The organism is Vibrio sp. Y58_MX_L22 (assembly GCF_024181865.1).
In the GTDB taxonomy this organism is placed as follows: domain Bacteria; phylum Pseudomonadota; class Gammaproteobacteria; order Enterobacterales; family Vibrionaceae; genus Vibrio; species Vibrio alginolyticus.
This window is the reverse complement of sequence record NZ_JAMZAN010000001.1, coordinates 497210-522020: the sequence shown is the minus strand read 5'-3', so window position 1 is coordinate 522020 and position 24811 is coordinate 497210. Positions and strand designations below refer to the sequence as shown.

Genomic DNA, 24811 nt, shown 5'->3' with positions numbered 1-24811 from the left:
CCATTTCCATAAATTAAAACTTTAACTTTAGGTAATGCTCTGTGGCTCAGATGTATTTCTATTACTCAGCAATGAATGCGGGTAAATCAACAACGCTTCTTCAATCCTCTTTCAACTATCAAGAACGCGGCATGACGCCAGTTATTTTTACGGCTGCGCTAGATGATCGTTTTGGTGTCGGTAAAGTGAGCTCTCGTATTGGTCTTCAATCTGACGCACATTTATTTCGTCAGGATACCAATTTGTATCAAGAGATCGCAGATCTGAATGAGGTTGAAAAACGTCACTGTATTCTTGTTGATGAGTGTCAGTTCTTGTCGAAAGAACAAGTTTATCAACTTACTGAAGTCGTTGATAAGTTGCATATTCCAGTATTGTGTTACGGCCTTCGCACCGATTTTCTAGGCGAACTTTTTGAAGGCAGTAAGTATCTATTATCTTGGGCAGACAAGCTGGTTGAGCTCAAAACAATCTGCCATTGCGGCCGCAAAGCGAATATGGTTATTCGTACCGATGAACACGGCGTGGCAATTAAAGAAGGCGATCAAGTTGCGATCGGCGGTAACGATAAGTATGTCTCCGTATGCCGCCAACATTACAAAGAAGCGCTCGGTAAATAAGCCGTATTGATACAGAAAAGCCACCGAACTTGGTGGCTTTTTGTTGTCGGTTAGAAAAAGTTAGACTAAGTCAAAACCAAACCGCTCGAGTAAAACCTGGTAAGAAGATTCGACTTGCTGAGGGATGTTCTGCTCGGTTTGAAATCCTTTCTCTGGATAGCTTTTTACGCGAGAGAAATCTTCCATTAGTGCTTCTAGCACCATCATTAATGGCATGTCTTCATTAATGTATTCAAAAAATGGAAGAGCCGCAGAGCTTACTTGGAGCTGAGTGTAGGGTGACTGCCACTGTTTTTCAAATGTCGCGATTGCTCTACGCTCCATAAACGGTTTTTGTACCAGAATAAACGAGGAACACTGTTTTCCTTCCTCTTTTAATCGTTGCTCAGTAAAGCGAACATTTTCTCCACTGTTTGAGGATTCAGTCTCGAGCAAAACTGCTTCGCTTGGAACGCCCGACAACTTTGCAATCTCGGCAAAGGTTTCTGCCTCGCTTTTTTCAAACAGTCCATCTGTGAAGCGACCTTCACCCCCTGAAAATACAATCAAAGGTGCCAACTTTTGGTGGTAGAGCTTGGCAGCGTGCTCCGCTACACGCACATCATTACTGCACATCACAAACAAACAGTCCGCAGGCTTCAGTTCATGTTTAAGTTGCATGTAATCCCAAAGCGTTTCTATATGTCTATAGAGTCTCATAGCGCATCCAAAGTTGAATTGAAGTGAAATCGATAACCAAGTGAGAGTAGTTTGTCAGCAAGAATACGCTTGTCAGCTTGCTCTGTGACGGGTGGAAGAGGTATCTCACTTCCGATTTTGTTTATGGCAGCTTGGTAGAACTCAGCCTTGCTGACAGTATGAGGTGTCGTAACATTAATGACTTGGTTGCTTAAATTGCCTAAGGCAAATTTCGCAGCCGAGACAGCATCATCTTGATGAAGCATATTAGCTGGTGCTTTACGACTAACTTGTTGAAGCCTTGCTGCAAAGCGAGATGGGTGTCTATCTGGCCCGATTAATCCGCTACAACGTAGAATAACAAAGCTAATATTCGAGTCGATAACATGCTGCTCTGCTTGAAGCATAATACGTGCATTGTCAGAGAAATAAGGGCTTTCGGCTGCTAAAGAGATTGACGCGTCAGCTTCTTCCATATCGGAAGCAAGGTTAGGGTAAACCGTTGTAGAGCTGATCATGAGAAGTTTTTCAACGTTGTTTTGCTTAGCTGCGTTGGCAAGTATTTGCCATTGCTGTGCATATTCTTGACCGCGTCCTTTACGAAATCCTGGAGGAAAAGCACCGATAACGTGCGTAATTTGATGCTGTTTGAGCAGCTCATCTAGCCGTGCTGTGGCGTTCAATTGATTGAAATCGAACAATGCGGAGTGAGTTAATGAGGTGGGTAACTCTTTTAATCGAGTTTGGCTACGACGAGTGACAACAACATAGTGTCCATCTTTCATCAATGTTTCTGCTAGCGGAGTTCCGAGCCAGCCTGCACCTACGATCAATGTATTTGCCATTTGGGTCTTCCTACTTACTTATGTCTGCCCGAATAGGTTGAGCAGTTCTGCTTTGGCTTGTTGATGGAGGGGATCTGAATGCCATTTCTGGTGCTGAATAAGGTCAACATTGACTTGCCAAGCCAGTTTTGTGAAATCATCCCCAACTTTTTTTAATGTATTAGGTGAATACGCGACTAAATGCTGTGGTAGAAAGCACCAACCAAACCCTTTATTCGCCAATTCCAACAAAATATAGTAGTTATCAGCGTACCAGATATCTGGGCTAAATGCTTGATTGAGGCCACATGGCTCTGCACTTTTGGATCGTATGACCAATTGACGATGTTGTTTTAATTGATCAATGTGAGTGATTTGCTGCTTTGCTAAAGGATGTGTTGAAGAGACATAGACATCAAATGCAATATTGCCAAGATTGGTGAAATCGATGTGCCTTGGCATTTGTAAATCACTCAAAATAATCCCAGTCGTGGCGCGTTCCGACTTAACCAATTCAATGATATCAGGGCTTGATGCCGTTAAGCATTCAACTTGTAAGTGTGGAAAGCGTTGCTCTAACTTCTTTAGCACATCCGGCAAGCGAGTCAGAGGAATCCCTTCATCAATAGCTAAGACTAATTTGTTCGTTGGCGTGGAAAAGAGCTGCGATGCCCTATTGTTTAGGCGGTCGAGTTGGCTGATTGTTGCTTGTGCATAGGGTACGAGAGCGAGGCCATTCTCAGTTAATTTAGGGTACCTGCCTGATCGATCGAAAAGCTCAACGCCACAGTCGATCTCCATATTCATGATGTGCTGGCTCACTACAGATTGAGCTCGCCCCAGTTTTCTAGCTGCTCCTGAAAATGATCCTGCTTCTGATGTAGCAATGAAAGCTTGCAGTTGTTCGATGGTAAACATATCGCTTAAACCGATGGTATATAACTTTTGATTATCTAAATAATAGATAAAATTCTAAGCATTGAGTAGAACTATTTGGATAGAGAAATATGACTCGTAACGAACGAATTTTTCATGCAGTACTTTTTGAGTTAATCGCACTCGCGATTATTGTACCAGCGGCTTCATTGATCACTGGAAAGGGCTCTAGTGATCTCGCGTTAGTTGGGGTCGGGTTGAGTATGTATACCGTGATATGGAACTACATCTACAACTTGTACTTTGATAAGTGGTTTGGTGGCAATCGAGCTGAGCGAAGTTTAGCGATGCGGCTTGGACACACTGTTGGTTTCGAGGGAGGATTGATCTTTATCTCTCTACCTGTGATTGCCTGGTTCTTAGAAATTACGCTTCTTCAAGCTCTGATGCTGGAAGCCGGCTTCCTCGTTTTCTTCCTATTTTATGCTACTGGTTTTAACTGGTTGTATGACAAGGTTCAACCATTTAGCAAAATGAAAAAGCGATTATTGCCGCAGGCATCGACAGGAAAAATATAGGACTAAAAAACGCCACCGAGTTCGGTGGCGTTTTTTGTTCAAATTACACAGACAAAACTCTTAAAATCTTATCTGCATGTTCTGCAACTTCAATGCCTTCGTCTGTTAGATAACCACCGTCAGGCTGTGTACAAAGTTGCTTCTTATATAGACGAGCAACGGCTGCCTGCATTTCTTCTGACGCGTCTGTATGAACTTTAATACCAGTTGCAGCACTACTTAGGTCGAACTGAAGAAGTAGATTCAATTCGGCGATATGTTCAGCTGAATATTTCATAAATGATTCCTTTGCGCTTTTTTTACCAAGCTAGTCTGAAAAGTAGCGTTGGGCAACATTCAACGACAAGAAGTGTTAAGTATGGCGCTATCAGGCTGATATAACGCAGGATCTTTGTTCGAAAGGCCGAATACTTGTTAAGTATCAATGATACTTACGGTAGCGAATGATAGGCGCTATTTATTGCTTGATCTCCCAATAACAACGATTTTAGTAAACACGCCAAATAGCACTTGAAAAAATAGGGAAATAGAGCGATTATCCGCGCCTCTTTAAATGTTTCTAAATGTTACACCAGAATGAACTTTAATCAGTTTGACTCACTATTACCGCCACAAGCTGCGGAACGCGCGGCTGAAGTGGGGGTAGGCAAAGCAACGAAAGCTCCAATCAAATCTTTTCTGCTCGCCATTTCTGCGGGGCTTCATATTGGTATTGCTTTCATCTTCTATACCACAGTAACGACAGGCGCAGGCGAGCTGCCTTGGGGCATTACACGACTCATTGGTGGTCTGGCATTTAGCCTTGGTTTGATTTTGGTGGTGGTTACTGGCGGCGAGCTTTTCACTAGCTCTGTGCTAACACTAGTTGCGCGTGCGAGTGGAAAAATCTCTTGGCAAGCACTTATCAAAAACTGGTTGGTGGTTTACTTTGGCAATATGGTTGGGGCCATTTTGCTCGTGGCCTGTATGCTAGTTACCAAGCAATATATGTTTGATCATGGCCAAGTTGGTCTTAACGCGATGGCGATCTCCCAACACAAATTACATCATGGTTTCTTTGCCGCTGTTGCGCTTGGCATCATGTGTAACGTATTAGTTTGTATTGCAGTTTGGATGACGTTTAGTGGGCGAACATTGACAGATAAAATAGCGGTCATGATTTTGCCTGTGGCTATGTTCGTGTCGGCAGGTTTTGAGCACTGTATTGCGAACATGTTCCAAGTACCTATGGCGATTGGTATTAAGTACTTTGCGCCAGAAGCGTTTTGGCAAATTACAGGGGCAGATATTGCAAACTACGCGGACTTAAACATGATGGGGTTCATCGTAAACAACCTAATTCCTGTTACGATAGGAAACATTATTGGTGGTGGCGTATTTGTTGGCATGTGGTATTGGATGATTTATCTACGCGATGAAGATAACCATTTGCGATAAGTTTAGAAGATCACAAGAAAGGCGAACCAGATGGTTCGCCTTTCTTTTTACTTGTCTCTGCAAGTGTCAAATAAGTCGAGTCATGCTAAATCAACTCTTCGTTGATGCCAAAATCGGTTGGGAGCCAATGAGAAGTTACTTCCTTTGGTTCTTGAACGAGCCAATCCAGAGGTGCATCGGACAGGAGTTCATCGTAATTTTCTTTGATCATTAAGACATCCATGTACGTCTCTCCAAGTTTGTGGTCACTGCCTTTACTTTAAAATTAGAACATGTCAGTCACGTGATCAATGCATGAAGATTCGATTGATCACTTATGTTGCTATGTTTCTGGTTGCGTATGGGTTTTGGGGGCTTATCCACATTTTCTGTGGATAACCTGTATCAAAGATCGTGCGTATCTAAACTTGCAAAGAAAATTTCATAAAATTAGAGGCTTATATCAAAAAGAATTCTGCCTGACTTTTCATCTGAAAGCGTCTTGATGAGTGCTCGAAGAATAGTTGAGTTATTCAGTTATAAGTACGTTCGACTTGGCAACATAAGTTGTTTAACGGGCTTTACCCACAAGCGCCAACTAACCGTGAGTTTTGGTCGATTCGGGTTGCTCGATTTTTATCTTGATTCGGCCTTCTTTGGTTTGTACCCAGCGCAATGTCATTTCTAACGTTATGGTTACGGAGGCACTCAACATAACGAAAATAGCCAGCATAATTACTAACTGGTATTTAATCGCAACCATCGGGCTCGCGCCACCTAGAATTTGACCGGTCATCATACCCGGTAAGGTAACCAGCCCTGTAGTGGCCATAGAAGCTAAAGTCGGGGCAAGGGACTTTCTAAGAGCCTCTTGAATGAAGGGGAAGGATGCGTAGCGAGGAGAGGCTCCAAGTGAGATTGCAGCCTCATATTCTGCTTGTCTCTGCTCAAAAGCCGTAAACAAATTCTGAAGAGCGATGATATTACTACTCAAGCTGTTACCCAATAACATACCAGCAAGTGGGATCATGTACTGCGCATTGTAAATAGGGGATGGTTGCACTAAGCCTGCTGTAATTGCTATCAGAAGTGGTATTAGACCACAGGTAAGGCCCGTTAGTAGCGGAAGCATAAGTGGCTTTTTAGGTAAGTGAGCTTTTCCCGCAATTGAGCTGGCACCAATCAGTAGCATGATGGCAAGCCAAAGTATATTGACAAGTAAGCTGTTTAATTGAAAAAGATATTCTAAATACACGCCAATCAATATGAGCTGAAGTGTCATTCGGATAACACTGATTATGGTGTCTTTTGCTATCCCTAATTTGTAGCGGGCATTGATAAAGAAGGGGACCAATAAAATCAAACCAAACAGTGCCAGTTTGACCCAGCTTATATCCACCACGTTATCCATAATCGCTCCTTGAAAATACGCGAATAATTGTATCTAAGCCTCCCCTTTATATGAACCACTATGTGCACTTTTTGCTGTTCTTAAAGTAAACCTTGAGTGCTATTTTAGACATTAATACGCAGCATTCTGTTTACAAGTGGGTATCTTTTTCGGAGTTTTTAAGTCGATTTATGGCATGGTAATTACGATTTAAATGTGATCGATGTTTCTTAAATGTTGGTTATTTAACAACTCCTTAAAAGACTTATTTTGTCACATCTGTTCATGTTTTTTAATAAATAACATCAATCCATCATATCTCTGGATGAGCTCAAAAAAGTGTTGAATTACAAGGTCTGAGGTCGCTTATTTGATTGAACCCTACTATTAGTATGGTCTAACATTTTCCATTAGAGATTGTAAAAAACTTAAGCTTGGTTACGCGGGCTTTTCAATAACACTAGATACAAAATAGGCAAATGTATGAGTGATGTTAATAAAATTGAGAGTGGTGAAAAACGCTCCCTGGAGTGGAAGTCGTTCCTCTTCATTGCAGTTGTTCTCTTCCCAATTCTGAGTGTGGCCTTTGTTGGCGGCTACGGGTTCATCGTTTGGATGTTGCAAGTCTTCTTCTTTGGACCTCCAGGCGCGCACGGCATGTAAGCCAGTGAGCTCATAACCACACTTTTGAAAAGATTTTAAGAGAGCAAATAATGAAATCATTAATCATTAAACTGTGGCGTACCATGACGCGCCCAGCTGTACATATCAGCCTAGGTGTGCTGACTATGGGCGGCTTTATTGCTGGTGTTATCTTTTGGGGTGGCTTTAACACCGCTCTAGAAGCAACCAACACAGAAGAATTCTGTATTAGTTGTCACACAATGCGTGACAACGTGTACGTTGAGCTACAAGAAACGGTGCACTGGAAAAACCACTCTGGTGTTCGTGCTACCTGTCCTGATTGTCACGTTCCACATAACTGGACAGATAAGATCGCTCGTAAGATGCAAGCTTCTAAAGAAGTATTTGCACAAGTATTTGGCAACTACGACGAACCGGGTGTGTTCGAAGAGCGTCGTATCGAACTTGCTAAACACGAATGGGATCGTTTCTCGGCAAACAAATCTCTGGAGTGTAAAAACTGTCACAACTATGAATCGATGGATTTCGAGCAAATGTCTCCTACGGCTCGTATCCAAATGAAGCAAGCCGCTGAGAAAGATCAAAGCTGTGTTGACTGTCACAAGGGTATTGCGCACAACCTACCAGCAGGCATGGACAGCATTGGCGGTATCGTGGGTGATCTAGAGGGTATGACTTCTAACACGGATTACGGCGTTGGTCAGCAACTCGTGAGCGTTCGTCACCTACCAATTTACTTTGATGCGCAAGGCAGTAAAGAAGCTGGTCTTCTTAATCCTGCATCGACCGTTAAAGTTCTTGAAGACAAAGGCGAGTTTGTTGAGATCGAAATTGACGGTTGGCGCAAAGCAAAAGGTTTTGGTCGTGTAATTCAAGAAGACTTCGGTAAGAACATTGCGACTGCGTCTCTGATGAAAGAAGCAGCAACAGACAGCAACATTGTGACGACTGGTGAGAAAAAAGTGGATGAGCTAACAGGCCTTCCTTGGGAAAAAGTAGCGGCGAAAGTATGGATTAAGAAAGAGTCTATGCTGAACGACATCAATCCTGTTTGGGAAAAATCTCGTGAAGCCTACAAGACCAATTGTTCTGTATGTCACACTCAACCTGCGGAAGCGCACTTCGACGCGAACACCTGGCCAGGTATGTTCGACGGTATGTTGGCGTTCGTTAACCTAGATACAGACAGTGAAGCACTGATCTTGAAGTATCTACAGAAACACTCTTCAGATTATGCTGAAGGTCACCACTAATAAGCGTCGGATTGGAGTAATTTTAAATGGCTATTACACGAAGAAGTTTTCTTAAAGGTGTAGCAACCACAAGTGCAGCGTCAGTAATTGGTCCTAGCTTATTGGCGTCCGCCTCTGCAAATGCCGTTGAGACGACAGGTACTTGGAAAGTAACCGGTTCTCACTGGGGCGCGTTCCGCGCCCACATCTACGCGGGTAAAGTTCAAGAGATCAAGCCGCTAGAGCTAGACAAAAACCCAACAGAAATGTTGAACGGTATCAAGGGCATTATTTACAGCCCTTCACGTGTGCGTTACCCAATGGTTCGTCTAGATTGGTTGAAGAAACATAAATACAGCGCAGATACGCGCGGTAACAACCGTTTCATTCGAGTAACTTGGGATGAAGCGCTAGACTTGTTCTACCGCGAACTAGAACGTATTCAAAAAGACTACGGTCCATGGGCGCTACACGCAGGTCAAACGGGTTGGAACCAAACAGGTTCATTCAACAACTGTACCGCGCACATGCAACGTGCAGTAGGTATGCACGGCAACTTCATCACGAAAGTAGGTGACTACTCGACGGGTGCAGGTCAAACCATTATGCCTTACGTACTTGGTTCAACCGAAGTTTACGCACAAGGTACGTCTTGGTCTGAAATCCTAGAGAACTCTGACAACATCGTTCTCTGGGCTAACGACCCAGTGAAAAACCTTCAAGTAGGTTGGAACTGTGAAACGCATGAGTCGTTCAAGTACCTAGCACAACTAAAAGAAAAAGTAGCGAAAGGTGAGATCAACGTTCTATCTGTAGACCCAGTGAAGAACAAGACTCAGCGCTACTTAGAGAACGATCACTTGTACATCAACCCGCTGACAGACGTAGCATTCATGCTTGCTGTGGCGCACGTGCTGTACAACGAAGATTTGTACGATAAGAAGTTCATTGATACTTACTGTCTAGGCTTTGAAGAGTTCATTCAATACGTTCAAGGTAAGACAAAAGATAAAGTAGAGAAAACACCAGAGTGGGCTGCGGCTATCTGTGGCGTGAAAGCGGACAAGATTCGCGAATTCGCGCGTATGCTAGTAAGTGGTCGTACACAGATCCTGATGGGTTGGTGTATCCAGCGTCAAGAGCACGGTGAGCAGCCATACTGGGCAGCGGCTGTGGTTGCTGCAATGGTTGGTCAAATCGGTCTACCTGGCGGTGGTATCTCTTACGGTCACCACTACTCAAGTATCGGTGTACCTTCAACTGGTTTCGCGGGCCCTGGTGGTTTCCCTCGCAACCTTGACCAAGGTATGAAGCCGAAGTGGGACAACAACGACTTTAACGGTTACAGCCGTACTATCCCAGTTGCACGTTGGATCGACTGTCTGCTTGAGCCAGGCAAAGAGATCAACTACAACGGCGGTAAAGTGAAACTGCCAGACTTCAAGATGATGGTGATCTCGGGTTGTAACCCATGGCACCACCATCAAGATCGTAACCGCATGAAGAAAGCGTTCCGCAAACTTCAAACGGTTGTAACGATCGAGTTTGCTTGGACTGCGACATGTCGTTTCTCAGATATCGTTCTACCGGCGTGTACGCAATGGGAACGTAACGACATCGACGTATACGGTTCATACTCGAACAAAGGTCTGATTGCGATGCATCGCCTCGTTGATCCATTGTTCCAATCTAAGCCTGATTTCCAAATCATGAGTGAACTCACTCAGCGTTTTGGTCGCCGCGAAGAATACACTCGTGGTATGAGTGAGATGGAATGGATCGAAAGCCTTTACAACGATTGTAAAAAAGCGAACGAAGGTAAGTTTGAAATGCCAGAATTCAACGAGTTCTGGGAGAAGAGCGTACTAGACTTCGGTGAAGGTAAACCTTGGGTTCGTCATGCGGACTTCCGTAAAGACCCTGAGCTGAATCCACTAGGTACGCCGTCTGGCTTCATCGAGATCACGTCTCGTAAGATCGGCCGTTACGGTTACGAACACTGTCAAGAGCACCCAATGTGGTTCGAAAAATCAGAGCGTTCACACGGTGGTCCTGGTTCAGATAAATACCCATTCTGGTTGCAGTCTTGCCACCCTGATAAGCGTCTGCACTCTCAAATGTGTGAGTCTGAAGAGTTCCGCGCGACTTACGCGGTACAAGGTCGTGAGCCGGTTTACATCAACCCAGCGGATGCCAAAGCAAAAGGCATCAAAGATGGTGATTTGGTACGTGTATTCAACGGTCGTGGTCAGCTATTAGCTGGTGCTGTTTTGACTGACAGCTACCCACGTGGCGTTATTCGTATCGAAGAAGGTGCATGGTACGGTCCTCTAAACGAGAAAGAAGGAGCAATCTGTACCTACGGTGATCCTAACACGCTAACGCAAGACATCGGTTCTTCTGAGCTTGCACAGGCGACTTCTGCGAACACATGTATCGTAGACTTCGAGAAGTTCACAGGTAAAGTGCCGCCAGTCACTTCATTTGGTGGTCCGATCGAAGTTGCTTAATTAGTGCAGTTTGCATAAATCGAAATACCAGCCACAGAGCTGGTATTTTTTTATCAAAATTTCAGTGAGCGTTGTCTCAATAGTAACTTCATAACGTTAAACGAGACTGGTATTCGTGATGATGGTAACGAATTGGGTAAGACAAGCAGGAGATAATGCGCCAAGCTAAACAATAATAATTAAGTGAGTAGACTCTTTATGGCTCAGAGCATTCAATTGGCAAATCACACTGAGATCACTGTGAATAACAATGACTTCCAAGTTGAAGTCGAGGGTAATCAATTACATTTTTCTTTTGCTGGTCTTCACAATAAAACCTTTACCGACCGTGAAGTGTTGCTCGAAATGCCGTTTTTGTACGAGCACGAGGCCAACGTAATTGGGGATGGTTTTCAAATGTTGGCGCAAACGGCGGGAACGATCAATCACCCCGTTGATATTGGTCGCTGCCCAGACAATAATACTTCTTATCGAATCTACCCTAAAGATGCCCCTAAGCGTTATTACAACTATTTAGTAGTGGAAGGTTCAGCGGGCTACACATTATTTGGCTTCACATCATGTCATCGCTTTGCAGGCTATTTTGATGTTGTGCTGCGTGATGGGCATTGGGTTTTATCAGCCGCAATTGATGGTGAGTTGACTCAAGTGGCGGATTGGGAAAGTAATCAACTTGAATCCGTGGCGGTACTCTGTGGTCAATCGCTGTCCGAGCTTTATCAAACCTATGGCGAGATGATTGCAGAGCATCATCCTGTTCGCCAAGGTGTGACACAAGATGCGCCTGTTGGTTGGTGTTCGTGGTACGCGTACTACGCAGACGTGACAGAGCAAAACATCATGCAGAACGTAGATTGTATGAAAGATAAGCTCGAAGACCTAGAGTGGGTACTTCTGGATGATGGCTATCAAGCCTTTATGGGCGATTGGTTAACCCCATCAGATAAGTTTTCTGGTGGCGTAAAAGAGCTCATTCATAACATCCGTGCAAAAGGAAAAAAGCCGGCAATTTGGATGGCGCCTTTCATTGCACAGCCTGAGTCGGAGATCTTCAAACAGCATCCAGATTGGTTTGTTCGCCACAAGGATGGTGGCTTACTTAAAGCAGAAGATGTCACATACGGTGGTTGGCGATGCGCGCCTTGGTACATACTCGATACCTCAACCCCAGAAGTACAAGACCATTTGACGCATGTGGTCTCTGTCATGAGACAAGAGTGGGGCGTTGAGTTGTTCAAGCTAGACGCTAACTATTGGGGAACCTTAAAAGGTGTTCGCAAACAATCTGGTATTACAGGCGTTGAGGCGTATCGCTTAGGAATGGAAGCGATTGCTAAAGGCGCTGGTGATGCGTGGCTTTTAGGTTGCAACGCGCCAATGTGGCCATCTCTGGGACTTGTGGATGCAATGCGTGTTTCTGACGATGTAGAGCGTCATAGTCGTCGATTCGAACAGATAGCCAAAGAAACCTTTTACCGTAGTTGGCAGCACCGAAAACTGTGGCAAATTGACCCGGATTGCGCGACATTCACTTCATTAGCTAATCAAGCCGCATCCAGAGAAGAGTATGAATTTCATCGCACGGTGTTATTAGCTAGTGGTGGTTTGCTGCTGTCTGGTGACCCGCTCCCTGAGATTACGCCGTTTGCGAAGAAGACATTGTCTAAGCTCATGTTACGTCAACAACGTAACCAACAATCTGCAAAGTTTACCGCTTTGAGTTTAAATCACGCGTTTTTAAAACTAACGACGAAGAATGACCTCCATTGTTTGTTTAATTATGCGAGTTACGGAGCGATGGAATTTACGCTGACGTCTGATCAACCGGTGGACTGGTATGATTACTGGACAGGGGAAAAGCTAAACCAAGAACCTTGCCAGTTGTTAATGGTGAGCGTTGATAAAGGGCTCAATGCGAAAGCGATCGTTACAGCATAACGTGAAGTAAATCGCCCAATACTAAGAACAAGAAAGGAGCTTATTGCGGCTCCTTTCTCGTTTTGATGCTCTGGGCGTTAGAACTCGAATAAAAAGTAATACCCGTATCCAACAATAAACGCAGGAATGGACGAATAAATTGTCGCGACCAAAGCAGCTTTCGGTGCCATAGCAATGGCGGGGAATAGGGCGTCACCATCATTGGAAATCGCATTTGCCAATTGCGCCGAAAGTGGCGCTGCACCAGAGATGTACAGGCTAGTGACTAAAATTTGCGGACCACAACCAGGTAGCATACCAATGGCTAAGCCAGCTAATGGCATCCATATCCCCCAATGAGAAAAGGTTTCTACGAGGTCGATTCCAGAAAAATAGGTCGTCAGTTCAAACGCCAGAAAAGCGACGATCACCCAAGCACTGACGAAGTTTGTGTCTTGAGCCGCTTTTTGAATTGGATGCGAGTCCACAATTTTTTCATCTTCAGAGACCGTTGACTGATAATCGCCGAGCTCTTTTGTCATAGCCCACAACGACATTGTGATCACCGCGAAGATAGCGCCCAGCCATTCAATGGTGTTGGCTTTCAAAGATAGCAACTGATTAATATCTATTTGGAAAGACATTAACACAGCAACGACACTAGCAGGCACAATAAGCCATTTCCAAAATGCGCCTTGTAGATTGATTGCACGTTGTTCAAGAGGCGTGTGTCGGTCTGTCTGGTGTTGGCAACAAGCATGTGTCTGAGGTGCTTCTTTTGGTTCTGGTCGCAGAAAGTTATCAGCATGAAAAGCATTAACGACTAACCCTGAAAGAGTACCCACGATAATGCCTAATCCAACCACGCCTAATCCAACACTTGGTTTGGCGGCCAGAAGTAAAAAGGCAGCGTCACCCATTGTTGAAGTAAGTACCGCGACAATCGCACCAAATCCCACTCGGCCACTAATAAATTGCGTTGTCACAACAATAGCGCCACCACAGCCAGGCAAAGCACCCAATAAAGAAGCAAAGAAAACCTGATGATTACGCGAGCGATGGTAGAGCTCGGTAATTCGATTGGTTTTCGACATAAAGTTTGAAAGATAATGATAAATAGCCAATGTGGCAGCAACATAGCATGACACTGCCCAGAATGAGTCGGATAGCGTCTGTACGGCTACGTCACGTGTATTTTCATTGCCTAGCAAAATGAGCATGACGATAGGGATCAGCAATCGCTTATAAGCTAAACGAAACTGAGTAGGCTGAAACAACTGTTGTGCAGAGTGTAATAATTGGGTCGCGTTCATCGTTTACTCAAATGCAAATAGGAATAATTATCATTATATGTAAATGAGATTTATTCGCAATAGCATTGTGAACTTTTCTTCGTGTCAAACTCTCTGAAATCAGGTAAAGTATCGGCCTTTGTGAGCAAACACGCCCTAATTAACTGTATTAGGCGGCGTATAAAATTGACTTGAATAGGAAGAAACATGATTCTAGTTGTAGGTCATAAGAACCCAGACAGTGACAGTATTTGTAGTGCACTCGTTGCAACTGAACTTCTAAAAGCGCGTGGCGTTGAAGCTATGCCAATTCGCCAAGGCGAAATCAACCGTGAAACTCAGCACATCCTAGAAGTTGCTGGCGCTGAAGTTCCTGAGCTTCGCACATCAGTTGCGGGTGAGACCGTTTGGCTAGTAGATTACTCAGATCTAGCACAAGCACCAGACGATATCGCAGAAGCTGAAATTGCGGGTATTGTTGACCACCACCGTCTAGGTGACGTGATGACAGTAAACCCAATGGAAGCATGGATCTGGCCTGTTGGTTGTACCAACACTGTTCTATTCAACATGTTCAAGATTGAAGGTCACGCGATTACTCCACAAATTGCTAAGCTAATGATGTCAGCAATTCTATCTGACACAGTAGGTTTTGCTTCTCCAACTTGTACACAAAAAGACAAAGATGCCGTTGCTGAACTAGCGGCAATCGCAGACGTACAAGATGTTGACGCGTTCACTAAAGATCTTCTAATTGCTAAAACAAACATCGAAGGTCTATCAGCGGCTGAGCTTGTTGAGAAAGACCTTAAAGGTTACCCATTCAACGGTCGTGACGTAGTGGTTGGTCAGGTTGAACTTGCAACTCTTGAGCAAGTTGACGGTATGATCGAAGCACTAGAAGCAGACCTAGAATCTCGTTGTGAGAAAGATAACCTAGCGTTCGCTGCTGTAATGCTAACAGACATCACGACTGCTCAAACTCGTCTTCTATACAAAGGTGAGTGGGCTGAGAAGCTTGTTAAGCACGAAAAAGACGGCATGCTAATGATGGAAAACACGCTAAGCCGTAAGAAGCAAGGTTGGCCTTGGCTTCAAACTGAGCTAGCTTAATTTTCTAGCATATACTTTAAATGCCCGCCTAGCTGCGGGCATTTTTCTATGGGAAATAGGAGACGAATATGTCTGAGCAACTGACCCAAGAGCAGATGGATACCATTAATCGCTACAACGAAGAGCAACGTTTAAAGTACTGCGTAAAAGAGATTGTGGCGAATCGTAAGGTTTGGATTCTGAAAGACGAACATGGCTGTGTCATGTTAAATACAGAAGATGATGATTGTGTACCAGTATGGCCAAACGAAGAGTTCGCTTTGCAATGGGCGAATGGTGATTGGGAAGATTGCGAGCCTGAGGCGATCTCTTTAAACAAGTGGCACAGCCGTTGGACCTCTGGTCTAGAGGATGACGAGCTATCGATTGTTGTATTCCCAAATCAAAATGAAGAAGGGGTCGTATTGTTTCCTGACGAGTTTGATTTTGAACTGCGCAAACAAGCGAGCCGCCGTTAGTTTTTTGATTAGTACCCATGCAATAAAGAAGCCTGCGTTAAAGCAGGCTTCTTTACATTTGCACGATTACATCTTTGATAAGCTATTTTGTTTGATGGCTTGGCGCTTTATAAAAGTGGCTTTCGACTAGTCGTTGAGTAATAGGATGCTCGGGATGAGTCAATACTTGGTTGGTCTCGCCAAACTCGACCACTTCACCTTCATGCATCACCATCACTTTATCAGTAATATGCTTAACAATGCCAATATGCTGAGACACGTACACAAATGACAATCCCATCTCTTCTTGCAACTCGAGGAATAAGTTAATGATCTGCGAGCGCATTGCCATATCCAAACCGTTTAACGCCTCATCAGCGACAATGATGGAAGGTTGAAGAATAAGTGCACGAGCCAAACACACGCGCTGTTTTTGACCGGCAGCTAGCATTTGTGGATAAAAATAGGCGTGCTCAGGCAGCAATCCTACGCGGAGCAGGGTGTTCTTTACACGCTGCATGCGCGCATCTGGCGGCATGTTGGTATTTCGCTTTAGCGGACCTTCTAAAATACGACCAATCTGGATACGTGGGTTTAACGATGTGTTTGGATCTTGGAAAATCATGCGGATGAGCTTGCAGCGTGTCGCGTAATCTTTGTGCTCCAATCGTTCGCCATTCACACGGATCTCTCCGGAGCTTGGTTCAACAACGCCAGCAAGCATACGAGCTAGTGTGGATTTTCCTGACCCGTTTTGACCAATAAAACCAATAGTTTGTCCTGGCTCTAAAGTAAAGCTTACCGGTTTAACTGCCTCATTAACCTGACGTTTGAACAGACGGGAGCGCGTAACAAATTGCTTCGATAAATTATCGACTTCAAGTAACGCACTCATGACTTTTTCTCCGTGTTCAATGGAAAGTGGCAGTTAAATTTATGATTCTTAATTCGTCTGGTGTGTGGAATTTCTACACATTGTTTCTGCGCATACGGGCAACGTGGTCCGAGGCGACAACCGATAGGCAGATGCTGCAATGGCGGAATCGAGCCCGGTAGGGATTGGAGTTTTTGCTTGTGTGGTACCCAATCATTAAAGTCAGGCATCGCTTTAAGCAAGGCATCGGTGTACGGGTGCTTGGGTGCCGCAATGATTTTACTGGTATCGGCAGACTCCACCGACTGACCACAATACATTACCGTAATACGTCCTGCCCACTGTGTTATGGTCGCTAAGTCGTGGCCGATAAGCAAAATGGTTGTGTTATTAAGTTGGTTCATGCGGCTCAACAGACGCAAAATTTGCGATTGAGTAATCGGGTCTAAGTCGTTGGTTGGCTCATCTGCGATCAGCAACTTTGGTTTGGTCGCTATCGCCATGGCAATCATGACTTTTTGACACTCACCATCAGTCAGTTCATAAGGGTAGCTACCCATTAAACGCTTGTGATCTTTAATACCCACTTTATGCAAAAGCGCGATGGCCTGTTTTTTACGCCATTTAAATCGCTCCCACCATTTCCCTTCAAATGCGCGAGATGGAATGGATTCAATCAATTGACGCCCGACTTCCTCTGAAGGGTCAAGACAAGTTGAAGGTTCTTGGAAAATCATCGCAATATCACGAGCAATGACGCGCCGACGCTCTTTTGGTGTAAGCTGAAGCAAGTCAATATTGCCAAGGCGCATACGGTCTGCGGTGATGCGCCAGTTATCTTTACTTACCCCGACAATCGCTTTTGCAACTAAGCTTTTCCCTGAACCAGACTCACCTACAAGACCACGAATTTCGCCTTCGTTCAAAGTTAGGCTCATTCGGTCAACGGCTTTGACCAACCCTTGAGGTGTTTCGATCTCAATGGTCAAATGTCGAATATCTAACAACGGCATTATTCGATCCCCGCATTAAGCGCTTGACGTACACCTTCACCTACTAAGTTTAGGGTAATAACAGTAAACATGATGGTCAGGCCGGGTAGGGTCACTGTCCAAGGTGCAATATAAATAAGCTCGACAGAGTCACCTAATATTGCTCCCCACTCGGTGCTTGGGGCCTGTGCGCCTAGGCCAAGAAAACCCAGTGCCGTAATATCTAAAATCGCAGCAGACAGCGCGAGTGTGATTTCAGCGGCAATGACCGTCAGAATGTTAGGAAGAATTGAACTCCACAGTAAGTAGAAATCATTAGCGCCATCAAGGCGTGCTGCCATTATGTAGTCTTTTTCAACTTCGGTGTGGACTGCGATATAAACAGAGCGAATAAAACGCGGAATCAAAGCTAAGCAGATTGCGAGTAAAATATTGAACCCACCAAAGCCGAGAAATGCCACAAAAATGATTGCTAATAAGAGCGACGGGATCGACATGACGGTATCGAGCAAGTGGTTGAGAGTACTCGACAGTAAGCCTTTCGTCATACCTGCCAATACGCCAATTAAACAGCCTACAACGGCAGCAATTGCGGTGATGGCGACAGCAGCGCCAAATGTTAGCTGAGAGCCCATAATCAGGCGCGAAAGAATATCTCTACCTAAGTCATCGGTCCCCAAAAAGTAATCAACCGTTCCTGCTGGGGCCCATGATGGCGGCACAAGCAACTCACCTGACTGTGCTTGGGCGTCAAATGGTGCAAGTAGGGGCGCAAAAATGGTAATAAGGACGATAAACACCAAGCACCACAAGCCAAACATGGCTAGTCCGTTGGCGCGGTAGCTTCGCCAAAAACGCTCAAACTGAGTTGGAATGCGCTCTTCCTGATAAACGTTATTTGTTAGCATACCATTCCTTTCGAACTAAAGGGTTAATCATCGCGCCAATCAAATCCGAGAGTATGTTAGCGGTAAGAACCAAAGTCGCAAGTACCATCACGCCAGCTTGGATAGATGCATAGTCTTGGCTTGCTAGCGCATCTAAAAGCCAACGACCAATACCTGGCCAGTTAAAAATAGACTCCGTGATGATAGCTAAGGTAATCATACTCGAAAGTTGAACACCAACTTTGGGAATGATAGGCGGTATCGCATTCCGCAATACATGTTGAGTTACGATTTCGCGGTTAGAAAGACCTTTGATTCTCGCTGCACGGATGTAGTTTTGGCTCATCACTTCCGCTACCGAGGAGCGCATTAGTCCGACAACCTGGGTGGTTGGAGCCAAAGCAAGCACCAAACATGGCAGCACCATATGCTCAATAACGCTTTGCAGTGCGTGAGCGCGGTATTCACCTTTCGCCATGAATGCGTCGATAATGGCAAATCCGGTTACATGATCAATTTCGTAAAGCAGGTCATATCGTCCTGCCACTGGAAAGAGTTGGTACTCTAATGAAAAAACCATGATAAGTAACAAAGCCACCCAAAAAATTGGGGCGGAATAACCAGACATTGACATGAATGAAATGCTGGTATCGAGCCATTTACCTTGCTTCATCCCAGCCACGGTTCCAAGTGGAATGCCGATCAAAAGGGACACCAAAAAGGCAAAGAAACACAATTCCAAAGTGGCTGGGAATACAACGGCGAGCTCGTCGTAAATCGCATTGCCGTTTTTACTTATGCCAAAATCGAGTTGAGAAAGGTTGATTAAGTAAGTTTGCCAGCCAGACCAAAAATCAACGTTTGCCCAGTGCGAGAGAGGGTCAAGGCGAAGCAGAGAAAAACCCACTAATGTAAGGATCATCAAAGTGATGATAAATAGGTTAAAGCGTCGAACGGTATACCAAAACATCAGTGAATTCTCTCAACTCTATCAAACGGTTGGGCATTGAAAGGGCTTGATTTGAAGCCTGTCAGCGATTTGTCGTGCACACGGAACTGCACGCCATGCGCCAGAGGAATAACCGGGAACTCTTGATTCAAAATGTTCTGTGCTTGGCGATATAGGTTCAAACGGTAACGCGGTTCTTGAGTTTCTAACGCCAAATCGAGCAAGAAATCGAAGTCATCGTTACACCACATGGACACGTTAAGGCCAACGCGGTCAGACTCGCAAGATAATAAAGGGCGGAAAAAGTTGTCAGGATCCCCGGTATCACCAATCCAACCTGTTAAAAGTAAATCGATATCGTTGATGTTCTCCAAATCCACACGTTCAAACCTATCATCGGTCAGTAGCGTTAATTTAACCCCAATATCGGCAAAATTCGCTTGGATTAACTCCGCAGTCTTACGAGGGCTTGGGTTAAAAGCACGTGGTTCAAGTGGTACCCACATGGTCAATTCTAGGCCGTCTTCGTAGCCTGCATCTCGAAGTAGTGCCAATGCATAATTCCGGTCATAACGAATTTTTACGCTATCTTTTTGATAAGCCCATGAATTAGGTGGTAGCAAAGTATAAGCTTGGGAGCCAGTTCCGTAGTAAACCGAATCTAAAATATTTTGACGGTTGATCGCTAAGTTAAGTGCTTGGCGAACTCGAGCATCACTCAGCGCGGTGGTTTCTGTGTTTATCGCAATAAAGGAAACGTTGTTAGCTGGTGTAGCCGTCAGCTCAAGGTTGTCATTTTCTTGAATGACAGGTATTTGGCTCGAAATAGGTGAAGAGAGTACGTCACACTCGTTTCTTAAAAGTTTAGCTAGTGTACCCGTGCCTCTGTGAGAGATATCGAACACCACTTGTTCCATTTTTGCTGGTGACTTCCAGTAATTAGAATGACGCTCTAATCGAATCAAATCGTTCACTTGGTACTCTTTTAATTGATAAGGGCCGGTACCGATAGGAAGTTGGTCGATTTCTTCTTTATGATCTTTTGCTGCCAATTGCTGTCCGTACTCCGCAGACAAGATAACCGCATGGCTGGTGGCAATATTGGCCAAGAAAGAAAAGTTTGGCTGAGATAACGTAAACCTTACCGTATGCTCATCTATTGCAACCACGTCTTGGAGTAGGTTTTGAAAATCTAACCCTGCAAACCATGGATAAAAACCACCACCTACTTGGTGAAAAGGATGGTCTACATCGATGATTCGCTTGAAGCTAAATACCACATCTTTTGCATTCAATGGGCGAGTGGGTGCGAACCAAGGCGTGGTTTGGAATTGAACACCACGTTTAAGCTTAAACGTGTATTCCGTCCCTGATTCATTTACTGACCAACTCTCGGCGATGCTTGCCACGGGCTGATGTGATTTAGGATCGAGCGTGAGCAGCGTATCGTACAGCTGTGGGCTCAGAGCCTCTGCGGTAATACCGCTATCAATAAGCTGAGGGTTAAACGTGGTCGGCTTACCCTGTCCGCAAAACACAAAGCCAGCTTTGCGAATATCATTGTGGTCAATTTCATCGCCACAAGCGGTAAGTAGGCTAATCCCAATAAGGCTCAGCGATAATCTTATAAAAGCATTCATAATATGAAATGTTCATTGGATCTTGCTCGTTTCGTTTGATCTTACTCTTTCAAAGCTAACAAGCGAAAATGATCTCGCTAATTTATCACCTTTGTGAACTCGCTCCAAACATAAAATCCATACACTGTAAGGTGTTATGCCATAAATGCATGCGAATTAGAGCGCAGTCACGAGCTCGTGTATTGATTGAGTACTCTCGGTCAAGTTAGCTTTGTCCGACCAAACCATATTTTCTAACCATCCCTCGTAATTGGTGATAGCTCAAGCCAAGTAGCTCGGCTGCTTGTCGTTGATTAAACTTGGCTTCTTCCAATGCACGATTGAGTAAATGGATATCTTGTTCCTCTTGCCATTGTTTATAGTCTAGAGGGAATTGGATGGTGTTGCTTGATGCTTCCTCTTCTTGTTGTTCTGCTTGTTTTGCACTATGGCCAAGCGCGCTGTGCCAAACCGTTTCAAAAGGATTGAAAACCAGTTCATCAATTGGGTGAGCATTCAGACCATGTTGGTAAATCGCACGTTCAATCACGTTTTTTAGTTCGCGGACGTTACCGGGCCATTCATATTCAATAAGCGACTGCTGCGCTTTTGGGGTAAAACCGACAAAGTATTCCAGTTGCAGTTCACGACACATTTTCATCGCGTAGTGCTCTGCTAAAGAGAGAATGTCTTCTTTGCGCTCGCGAAGAGGCGGTAACATAATGACATCGAAGGCTAGCCTGTCGAGCAGATCTGCACGAAAATCACCTTGCTCTGCCAATTTTGGTAGGTCGGCATTGGTTGCACAAACAAGTCGAACATCCGCATTGAGAGCGGTATGACCGCCAACTCGCTCATATTCACCATATTCAATGACACGTAATAGCTTTTCTTGAACTAAAAGTGGTGCGGTTGCCAGTTCGTCAAGGAACAAAGTACCGCCCTCGGCACGCTCGAAACGCCCTTTATGCTTACCTTTAGAGCCCGTGAAGGAGCCGGATTCATGTCCAAACAATTCGGAATCTATTAGCCCTTCGCTTAATGTCGCACAGTTGAGTGATAGTAGTGGTTTATCCCAACGTCTTGATAAATAATGCAAACGCTGAGCGATGAGTTCTTTACCCGTACCTCGTTCACCAATGATGAGGACAGGGCGCTCAATGGGTGCAAGTTGTGATACTTTATCTAGTACAGCGAGAAAAGCAGGTGATTCACCAATCAGGTTTTGCTTCATAAAGTCCTTCTTATTTAACAGCCGAGCCATGATTTAGAGATAGAGTTGGTAAATTTCACCAACAGTTGGTGAAAAACATCATAGCACAATAGTGTGTAACGACAACAAAATGAATAACGCTCTGATTTAAAAGAAAATTATAAGTTGGCACGTTACTTGTTATATATTCAGGGAGACACAAGGTTAATCACCACCTTGTCGAGTTTTAATAGGAAAAAAGAGGAGTTCCGTTATGGGTATTTTTTCTCGATTTGCAGATATCGTTAACTCAAACATCAGTGCATTACTGGACAAGGCGGAAGATCCTGAAAAAATGATCCGTCTTATCATTCAAGAAATGGAAGACACACTTGTTGAAGTGCGTACTAACTCGGCTAAAGCGATTGCAGACAAGAAAGAGTTGGCTCGTAAGGTTGAAACGTTAGAAGAGCAAATTGGCGAATGGGGCCAAAAAGCGAGCTTAGCATTAGTGAAAGAGCGTGAAGATCTAGCTCGTGCAGCGTTAATTGAAAAGCAAAAGCTAGAGCAAGTGATTAAAGGCCTCCACACTGAGCAAACCTTAGTGGAAGAAACGATCGATAAGCTTACTGGCGAGATTGGTAAGTTGGAAAGCAAAATTGCCGAAACGCGCGCAAAACAGCAAGCACTAGCAATTCGTAACCAAACTGCATCTAACCGTCGTGATGTGCAAAAACACCTGCACACTAGCCGCACTAATGAAGCGATGGCGAAATTTGAGCAGTACTCACGTAAAGTGGATGAAATGGAAGCGGAAGCAGACCTGTATGCTCAAACTGGTAATGCTAAATCGCTAGAACAAGAGTTTGCAGAGTTGCAGGCACAAGACGAAATTGAAAAAGAGTTGGCAAAACTGAAAGAACAGATGTCATCGAAAGATAAATAAGAAAGGAGCCATTTATGTCGGCATTTTTTATAGCAGGACCAGTGATTGTCTTTTTAATCTTTGTCGCTCCACTATGGCTCTTCTTACACTATCGCAGCAAACGCAAAACAGATAGTGCACTGTCGAGCCAAGATTTAGAGCGCCTTCAGGTACTATCTGAAAAAGCGGAAGCGATGCAGTCCCGAGTTGATACATTGGAGCGCATCTTGGATGCTGAGTCACCAACATGGAGACGAAAGTATGAATAATCGAGAACTGTATCGTGATCCAGTAAATGGCAAAATCTCCGGTGTTTGCGCCGGAATTGCCAACTACTTTGGTGCAGAAGTTTGGTTGATTCGTATTGTAGTGATTTCTGCAGCGCTGTTAGGTGGTACGTTTTTGGTATTGTTAGCGTACATCGCGATGGCGTTTATGTTAGAAAAGCAACCAGTAACGTATTCTGAAAATATCAGAGCGCAGCAAGAGCATACGCTCAAAAGTAAGCCTTGGCAGAAAGGGCAAAGCCCTGATCAACTGCTCAGTGTGTTGGAAAGGGATTTTGACCGTCTTGATGGCAAAATTCGTAACATGGAAGCGTATGTTACGTCTGATACATATAGGGTGAACAGAGAATTCAGTAAGCTCTAGGCATTTTGTATCCAAAGAAGATTTAACTGAAGCAGGCATAAAGCCTGCTTTTTTATCACAAATTACTAATTTTAAAGCACTATTAATCTTTTCTGCTCTGGAAGTTCGTTCAAAATTCATCTACTTTAAAAATAATCCCCCAATTTTTATGGATGAATGTAATGAGAAAATTGCTCATTCCTATTGCCATCTCGGCTGTCTTGTCGGGGTGCGGTAAAGAACTTCCTCCTGTTCCTGAACCTGAATCGCGCCCTGCGAAGCTATTTACAGTATCTGTTGGCAATGCCCAGTTTGAGCGACATTTTCCTGCCACGACGGAAGCTGGCGATAGAGCAGTACTGACATTTCGAGTTCCTGGGCTTCTTCAAACGATAGAAGTGAATGAAGGTCAAGTCGTTAGTAAAGGTGATGTTTTGGCGTCATTAAACCCAGATGAATATTCTCTGCTCGAACAGCAAGCTCGGGCAAATTTTTTGCTCGCAGATGTGCAATACAAGCGATACCAAAAGCTACGTAAAGACCAAGTAGTATCTGAGCAAGATTTTGATGAGGCAAAAGCGAATCACAACTCGGCAAAAGCTCAATGGAATCAAGCAAAGGCAAACTTAAGATATACCAAACTTGTCGCGCCATATGATGGCACCATTTCGTACATTCCAGCAGAAAACCATGAATATGTTGCCGCGAAAGAAGGGGTGATGAATATTCAGTCCAACCAACTCCTCAAAGTGATATTCCAAATCCCAGACTATCTTCTAAATCGTTACACGCAGGGGAGCGATGTCTCTGCCAGAATGATATTTGATGCGTTCCCCGAGCGAGCCTTTGACTTAACCTTTCAGGAAATCGATACAGAAGCCGATCCTAAAACGGGCAGTTACAAAGTCACGATGGTCATGGAGCGACCAGCAGAAATAGGCCTTTTGCCGGGAATGTCTGGCAATGCTTACCTCCTGTCCAAAAGTGCAGGAGCGACAAAGATTCCTAACTCCGCGTTGCTAGAAGAGAACGGCAAAACATACGTTTGGCGTGTCGATGAGCAAGGCATTGTGTCCAAAGCCGCAATTGAGATGAATGACAAAAATCAAGTGTTAGCTGGGCTTAACGATGGCGACCAAATCATTATCTCGGGTGTCAGTGTAATTGAACCCGGAATTAAGGTAAGAGCGTGGATTAAGGAAAGAGGGTTGTAAT

At 44.4% G+C, this 24811-nt stretch carries 26 protein-coding genes; 13 read left to right on the top strand and 13 right to left on the bottom strand.

Annotated features, from left to right (window positions below; genetic code table 11):
- Positions 1–41: 41 nt before the first annotated feature.
- Positions 42–620, top strand: a complete 579-nt coding sequence (locus NL626_RS02195; RefSeq protein ID WP_042522050.1) for a thymidine kinase — start codon at positions 42–44, stop codon at positions 618–620.
- A 60-nt stretch (positions 621–680) separates the two neighbouring features.
- Here NL626_RS02195 and NL626_RS02190 read toward each other — a convergent pair whose 3' ends face one another.
- From NL626_RS02190 to NL626_RS02180, 3 genes are read right to left on the bottom strand one after another with little or no spacing between them, the layout of a single operon-like run.
- Positions 681–1319: a YdcF family protein gene (locus NL626_RS02190; RefSeq protein ID WP_253656944.1), complete on the bottom strand. Its 639-nt coding sequence runs from the start codon at positions 1317–1319 to the stop codon at positions 681–683.
- Positions 1316–2143, bottom strand: a complete 828-nt coding sequence (locus NL626_RS02185) for an NAD-dependent epimerase/dehydratase family protein (protein ID WP_017634682.1) — start codon at positions 2141–2143, stop codon at positions 1316–1318. Before NL626_RS02185 ends, NL626_RS02190 begins: the two co-directional genes overlap by 4 nt.
- 18 nt (positions 2144–2161) lie before the next feature.
- Positions 2162–3040 (bottom strand): LysR family transcriptional regulator, encoded by an 879-nt coding sequence (locus tag NL626_RS02180; protein WP_005378151.1) that lies wholly within the window; start codon positions 3038–3040, stop codon positions 2162–2164.
- 89 nt (positions 3041–3129) lie between these two features.
- Here NL626_RS02180 and NL626_RS02175 point away from each other — a divergent pair, with 89 nt between their 5' ends.
- Positions 3130–3576, top strand: coding sequence for a PACE efflux transporter (locus NL626_RS02175; protein ID WP_005378150.1), 447 nt, complete (start codon positions 3130–3132; stop codon positions 3574–3576).
- A 43-nt stretch (positions 3577–3619) separates the two neighbouring features.
- Here NL626_RS02175 and NL626_RS02170 read toward each other — a convergent pair whose 3' ends face one another.
- Positions 3620–3853, bottom strand: a complete 234-nt coding sequence (locus NL626_RS02170; RefSeq protein ID WP_005387662.1) for a TIGR02647 family protein — start codon at positions 3851–3853, stop codon at positions 3620–3622.
- Positions 3854–4152: 299 nt separating this feature from the next.
- Here NL626_RS02170 and focA point away from each other — a divergent pair, with 299 nt between their 5' ends.
- Positions 4153–5013, top strand: coding sequence for a formate transporter FocA (focA, locus tag NL626_RS02165; protein ID WP_253656943.1), 861 nt, complete (start codon positions 4153–4155; stop codon positions 5011–5013).
- Positions 5014–5098: 85 nt separating this feature from the next.
- On the opposite strand, the gene NL626_RS22925 is transcribed toward focA, so the two are convergent.
- Both NL626_RS22925 and NL626_RS02160 read right to left on the bottom strand, forming a co-directional pair.
- Positions 5099–5224, bottom strand: coding sequence for a hypothetical protein (locus tag NL626_RS22925; RefSeq protein WP_254903806.1), 126 nt, complete (start codon positions 5222–5224; stop codon positions 5099–5101).
- A 366-nt stretch (positions 5225–5590) separates the two neighbouring features.
- Entirely contained in the window at positions 5591–6403 is an 813-nt protein-coding gene (locus NL626_RS02160) for an ABC transporter permease (RefSeq protein ID WP_017634681.1), read from the bottom strand.
- Between the two features lie 462 nt (positions 6404–6865).
- On the opposite strand from NL626_RS02160, the gene torE reads away from it, so the two are divergent.
- The 4 genes from torE (at position 6866) to NL626_RS02140 (ending at position 12707) form a co-directional block, all read left to right on the top strand.
- Positions 6866–7045, top strand: a complete 180-nt coding sequence (gene torE / locus NL626_RS02155; RefSeq protein ID WP_005378141.1) for a trimethylamine N-oxide reductase system protein TorE — start codon at positions 6866–6868, stop codon at positions 7043–7045.
- A gap of 50 nt (positions 7046–7095) precedes the next feature.
- Positions 7096–8280 (top strand): pentaheme c-type cytochrome TorC, encoded by a 1185-nt coding sequence (gene torC, locus NL626_RS02150; protein WP_005378139.1) that lies wholly within the window; start codon positions 7096–7098, stop codon positions 8278–8280.
- 26 nt (positions 8281–8306) lie between these two features.
- Complete coding sequence (torA, locus tag NL626_RS02145; RefSeq protein WP_041156583.1) at positions 8307–10769, top strand: trimethylamine-N-oxide reductase TorA; 2463 nt, start codon at positions 8307–8309, stop codon at positions 10767–10769.
- Between the two features lie 198 nt (positions 10770–10967).
- Complete coding sequence (locus NL626_RS02140; protein ID WP_253656942.1) at positions 10968–12707, top strand: glycoside hydrolase family 36 protein; 1740 nt, start codon at positions 10968–10970, stop codon at positions 12705–12707.
- Between the two features lie 77 nt (positions 12708–12784).
- Here the strand turns inward: NL626_RS02140 and NL626_RS02135 are convergent, their stop codons facing one another.
- Positions 12785–13999 (bottom strand): putative manganese transporter, encoded by a 1215-nt coding sequence (locus NL626_RS02135; RefSeq protein WP_025766868.1) that lies wholly within the window; start codon positions 13997–13999, stop codon positions 12785–12787.
- A gap of 186 nt (positions 14000–14185) precedes the next feature.
- Here NL626_RS02135 and NL626_RS02130 point away from each other — a divergent pair, with 186 nt between their 5' ends.
- Both NL626_RS02130 and NL626_RS02125 read left to right on the top strand, forming a co-directional pair.
- A complete protein-coding gene (locus NL626_RS02130; RefSeq protein WP_017634678.1) occupies positions 14186–15091 on the top strand; it encodes a manganese-dependent inorganic pyrophosphatase in 906 nt (301 codons plus the stop codon).
- Positions 15092–15159: 68 nt separating this feature from the next.
- A complete protein-coding gene (locus NL626_RS02125; RefSeq protein ID WP_005378129.1) occupies positions 15160–15549 on the top strand; it encodes a DUF2750 domain-containing protein in 390 nt (129 codons plus the stop codon).
- Positions 15550–15631: 82 nt separating this feature from the next.
- On the opposite strand, the gene NL626_RS02120 is transcribed toward NL626_RS02125, so the two are convergent.
- The 6 genes from NL626_RS02120 to pspF all read right to left on the bottom strand — a co-directional run bounded on the left by NL626_RS02120 (position 15632) and on the right by pspF (position 22083).
- Positions 15632–16423, bottom strand: coding sequence for an ATP-binding cassette domain-containing protein (locus NL626_RS02120; RefSeq protein WP_005393308.1), 792 nt, complete (start codon positions 16421–16423; stop codon positions 15632–15634).
- Entirely contained in the window at positions 16420–17415 is a 996-nt protein-coding gene (locus NL626_RS02115) for an oligopeptide/dipeptide ABC transporter ATP-binding protein (RefSeq protein WP_005378126.1), read from the bottom strand. Before NL626_RS02115 ends, NL626_RS02120 begins: the two co-directional genes overlap by 4 nt.
- The gene (locus tag NL626_RS02110; RefSeq protein WP_005378123.1) at positions 17415–18302 is read right to left on the bottom strand and encodes an ABC transporter permease subunit; all 888 of its coding nucleotides are present in this window, start codon (positions 18300–18302) and stop codon (positions 17415–17417) included. The genes NL626_RS02115 and NL626_RS02110 overlap by 1 nt, the downstream gene beginning before the upstream one ends.
- The gene (locus NL626_RS02105; RefSeq protein ID WP_005378122.1) at positions 18289–19251 is read right to left on the bottom strand and encodes an ABC transporter permease subunit; all 963 of its coding nucleotides are present in this window, start codon (positions 19249–19251) and stop codon (positions 18289–18291) included. The genes NL626_RS02110 and NL626_RS02105 overlap by 14 nt, the downstream gene beginning before the upstream one ends.
- Positions 19251–20870 (bottom strand): ABC transporter substrate-binding protein SapA, encoded by a 1620-nt coding sequence (sapA, locus tag NL626_RS02100; protein WP_005378121.1) that lies wholly within the window; start codon positions 20868–20870, stop codon positions 19251–19253. The genes NL626_RS02105 and sapA overlap by 1 nt, the downstream gene beginning before the upstream one ends.
- Positions 20871–21075: 205 nt before the next feature.
- The gene (gene pspF, locus NL626_RS02095; RefSeq protein ID WP_017820869.1) at positions 21076–22083 is read right to left on the bottom strand and encodes a phage shock protein operon transcriptional activator; all 1008 of its coding nucleotides are present in this window, start codon (positions 22081–22083) and stop codon (positions 21076–21078) included.
- Between the two features lie 232 nt (positions 22084–22315).
- Between pspF and pspA the strand changes: the two genes are divergently transcribed.
- The 4 genes from pspA to NL626_RS02075 all read left to right on the top strand — a co-directional run bounded on the left by pspA (position 22316) and on the right by NL626_RS02075 (position 24810).
- Positions 22316–22987: a phage shock protein PspA gene (gene pspA, locus NL626_RS02090; protein WP_005378119.1), complete on the top strand. Its 672-nt coding sequence runs from the start codon at positions 22316–22318 to the stop codon at positions 22985–22987.
- A gap of 14 nt (positions 22988–23001) precedes the next feature.
- Positions 23002–23235 (top strand): envelope stress response membrane protein PspB, encoded by a 234-nt coding sequence (gene pspB, locus NL626_RS02085; protein WP_005378117.1) that lies wholly within the window; start codon positions 23002–23004, stop codon positions 23233–23235.
- Positions 23228–23617 carry an envelope stress response membrane protein PspC gene (pspC, locus tag NL626_RS02080; protein ID WP_025766867.1) on the top strand — a complete coding sequence of 130 codons (390 nt, stop codon included), beginning with the start codon at positions 23228–23230 and terminating at the stop codon, positions 23615–23617. The genes pspB and pspC overlap by 8 nt, the downstream gene beginning before the upstream one ends.
- A 161-nt stretch (positions 23618–23778) precedes the next feature.
- Complete coding sequence (locus NL626_RS02075; protein ID WP_005378114.1) at positions 23779–24810, top strand: efflux RND transporter periplasmic adaptor subunit; 1032 nt, start codon at positions 23779–23781, stop codon at positions 24808–24810.
- Position 24811 lies beyond the last annotated feature (1 nt).

Excerpts from the sequence above, each read along its gene's own strand:
- NL626_RS02190 (WP_253656944.1), bottom strand. The coding sequence starts at position 1,319 with ATGAGACTCTATAGACATATAGAAACGCTTTGGGATTACATGCAACTT.
- NL626_RS02185 (WP_017634682.1), bottom strand. The coding sequence starts at position 2,143 with ATGGCAAATACATTGATCGTAGGTGCAGGCTGGCTCGGAACTCCGCTA.
- NL626_RS02180 (WP_005378151.1), bottom strand. The coding sequence starts at position 3,040 with ATGTTTACCATCGAACAACTGCAAGCTTTCATTGCTACATCAGAAGCA.
- NL626_RS02175 (WP_005378150.1), top strand. The coding sequence starts at position 3,130 with ATGACTCGTAACGAACGAATTTTTCATGCAGTACTTTTTGAGTTAATC.
- NL626_RS02170 (WP_005387662.1), bottom strand. The coding sequence starts at position 3,853 with ATGAAATATTCAGCTGAACATATCGCCGAATTGAATCTACTTCTTCAG.
- focA (WP_253656943.1), top strand. The coding sequence starts at position 4,153 with ATGAACTTTAATCAGTTTGACTCACTATTACCGCCACAAGCTGCGGAA.
- NL626_RS22925 (WP_254903806.1), bottom strand. The coding sequence starts at position 5,224 with ATGATCAAAGAAAATTACGATGAACTCCTGTCCGATGCACCTCTGGAT.
- NL626_RS02160 (WP_017634681.1), bottom strand. The coding sequence starts at position 6,403 with ATGGATAACGTGGTGGATATAAGCTGGGTCAAACTGGCACTGTTTGGT.
- torE (WP_005378141.1), top strand. The coding sequence starts at position 6,866 with ATGAGTGATGTTAATAAAATTGAGAGTGGTGAAAAACGCTCCCTGGAG.
- torC (WP_005378139.1), top strand. The coding sequence starts at position 7,096 with ATGAAATCATTAATCATTAAACTGTGGCGTACCATGACGCGCCCAGCT.
- torA (WP_041156583.1), top strand. The coding sequence starts at position 8,307 with ATGGCTATTACACGAAGAAGTTTTCTTAAAGGTGTAGCAACCACAAGT.
- NL626_RS02140 (WP_253656942.1), top strand. The coding sequence starts at position 10,968 with ATGGCTCAGAGCATTCAATTGGCAAATCACACTGAGATCACTGTGAAT.
- NL626_RS02135 (WP_025766868.1), bottom strand. The coding sequence starts at position 13,999 with ATGAACGCGACCCAATTATTACACTCTGCACAACAGTTGTTTCAGCCT.
- NL626_RS02130 (WP_017634678.1), top strand. The coding sequence starts at position 14,186 with ATGATTCTAGTTGTAGGTCATAAGAACCCAGACAGTGACAGTATTTGT.
- NL626_RS02125 (WP_005378129.1), top strand. The coding sequence starts at position 15,160 with ATGTCTGAGCAACTGACCCAAGAGCAGATGGATACCATTAATCGCTAC.
- NL626_RS02120 (WP_005393308.1), bottom strand. The coding sequence starts at position 16,423 with ATGAGTGCGTTACTTGAAGTCGATAATTTATCGAAGCAATTTGTTACG.
- NL626_RS02115 (WP_005378126.1), bottom strand. The coding sequence starts at position 17,415 with ATGCCGTTGTTAGATATTCGACATTTGACCATTGAGATCGAAACACCT.
- NL626_RS02110 (WP_005378123.1), bottom strand. The coding sequence starts at position 18,302 with ATGCTAACAAATAACGTTTATCAGGAAGAGCGCATTCCAACTCAGTTT.
- NL626_RS02105 (WP_005378122.1), bottom strand. The coding sequence starts at position 19,251 with ATGTTTTGGTATACCGTTCGACGCTTTAACCTATTTATCATCACTTTG.
- sapA (WP_005378121.1), bottom strand. The coding sequence starts at position 20,870 with ATGAATGCTTTTATAAGATTATCGCTGAGCCTTATTGGGATTAGCCTA.
- pspF (WP_017820869.1), bottom strand. The coding sequence starts at position 22,083 with ATGAAGCAAAACCTGATTGGTGAATCACCTGCTTTTCTCGCTGTACTA.
- pspA (WP_005378119.1), top strand. The coding sequence starts at position 22,316 with ATGGGTATTTTTTCTCGATTTGCAGATATCGTTAACTCAAACATCAGT.
- pspB (WP_005378117.1), top strand. The coding sequence starts at position 23,002 with ATGTCGGCATTTTTTATAGCAGGACCAGTGATTGTCTTTTTAATCTTT.
- pspC (WP_025766867.1), top strand. The coding sequence starts at position 23,228 with ATGAATAATCGAGAACTGTATCGTGATCCAGTAAATGGCAAAATCTCC.
- NL626_RS02075 (WP_005378114.1), top strand. The coding sequence starts at position 23,779 with ATGAGAAAATTGCTCATTCCTATTGCCATCTCGGCTGTCTTGTCGGGG.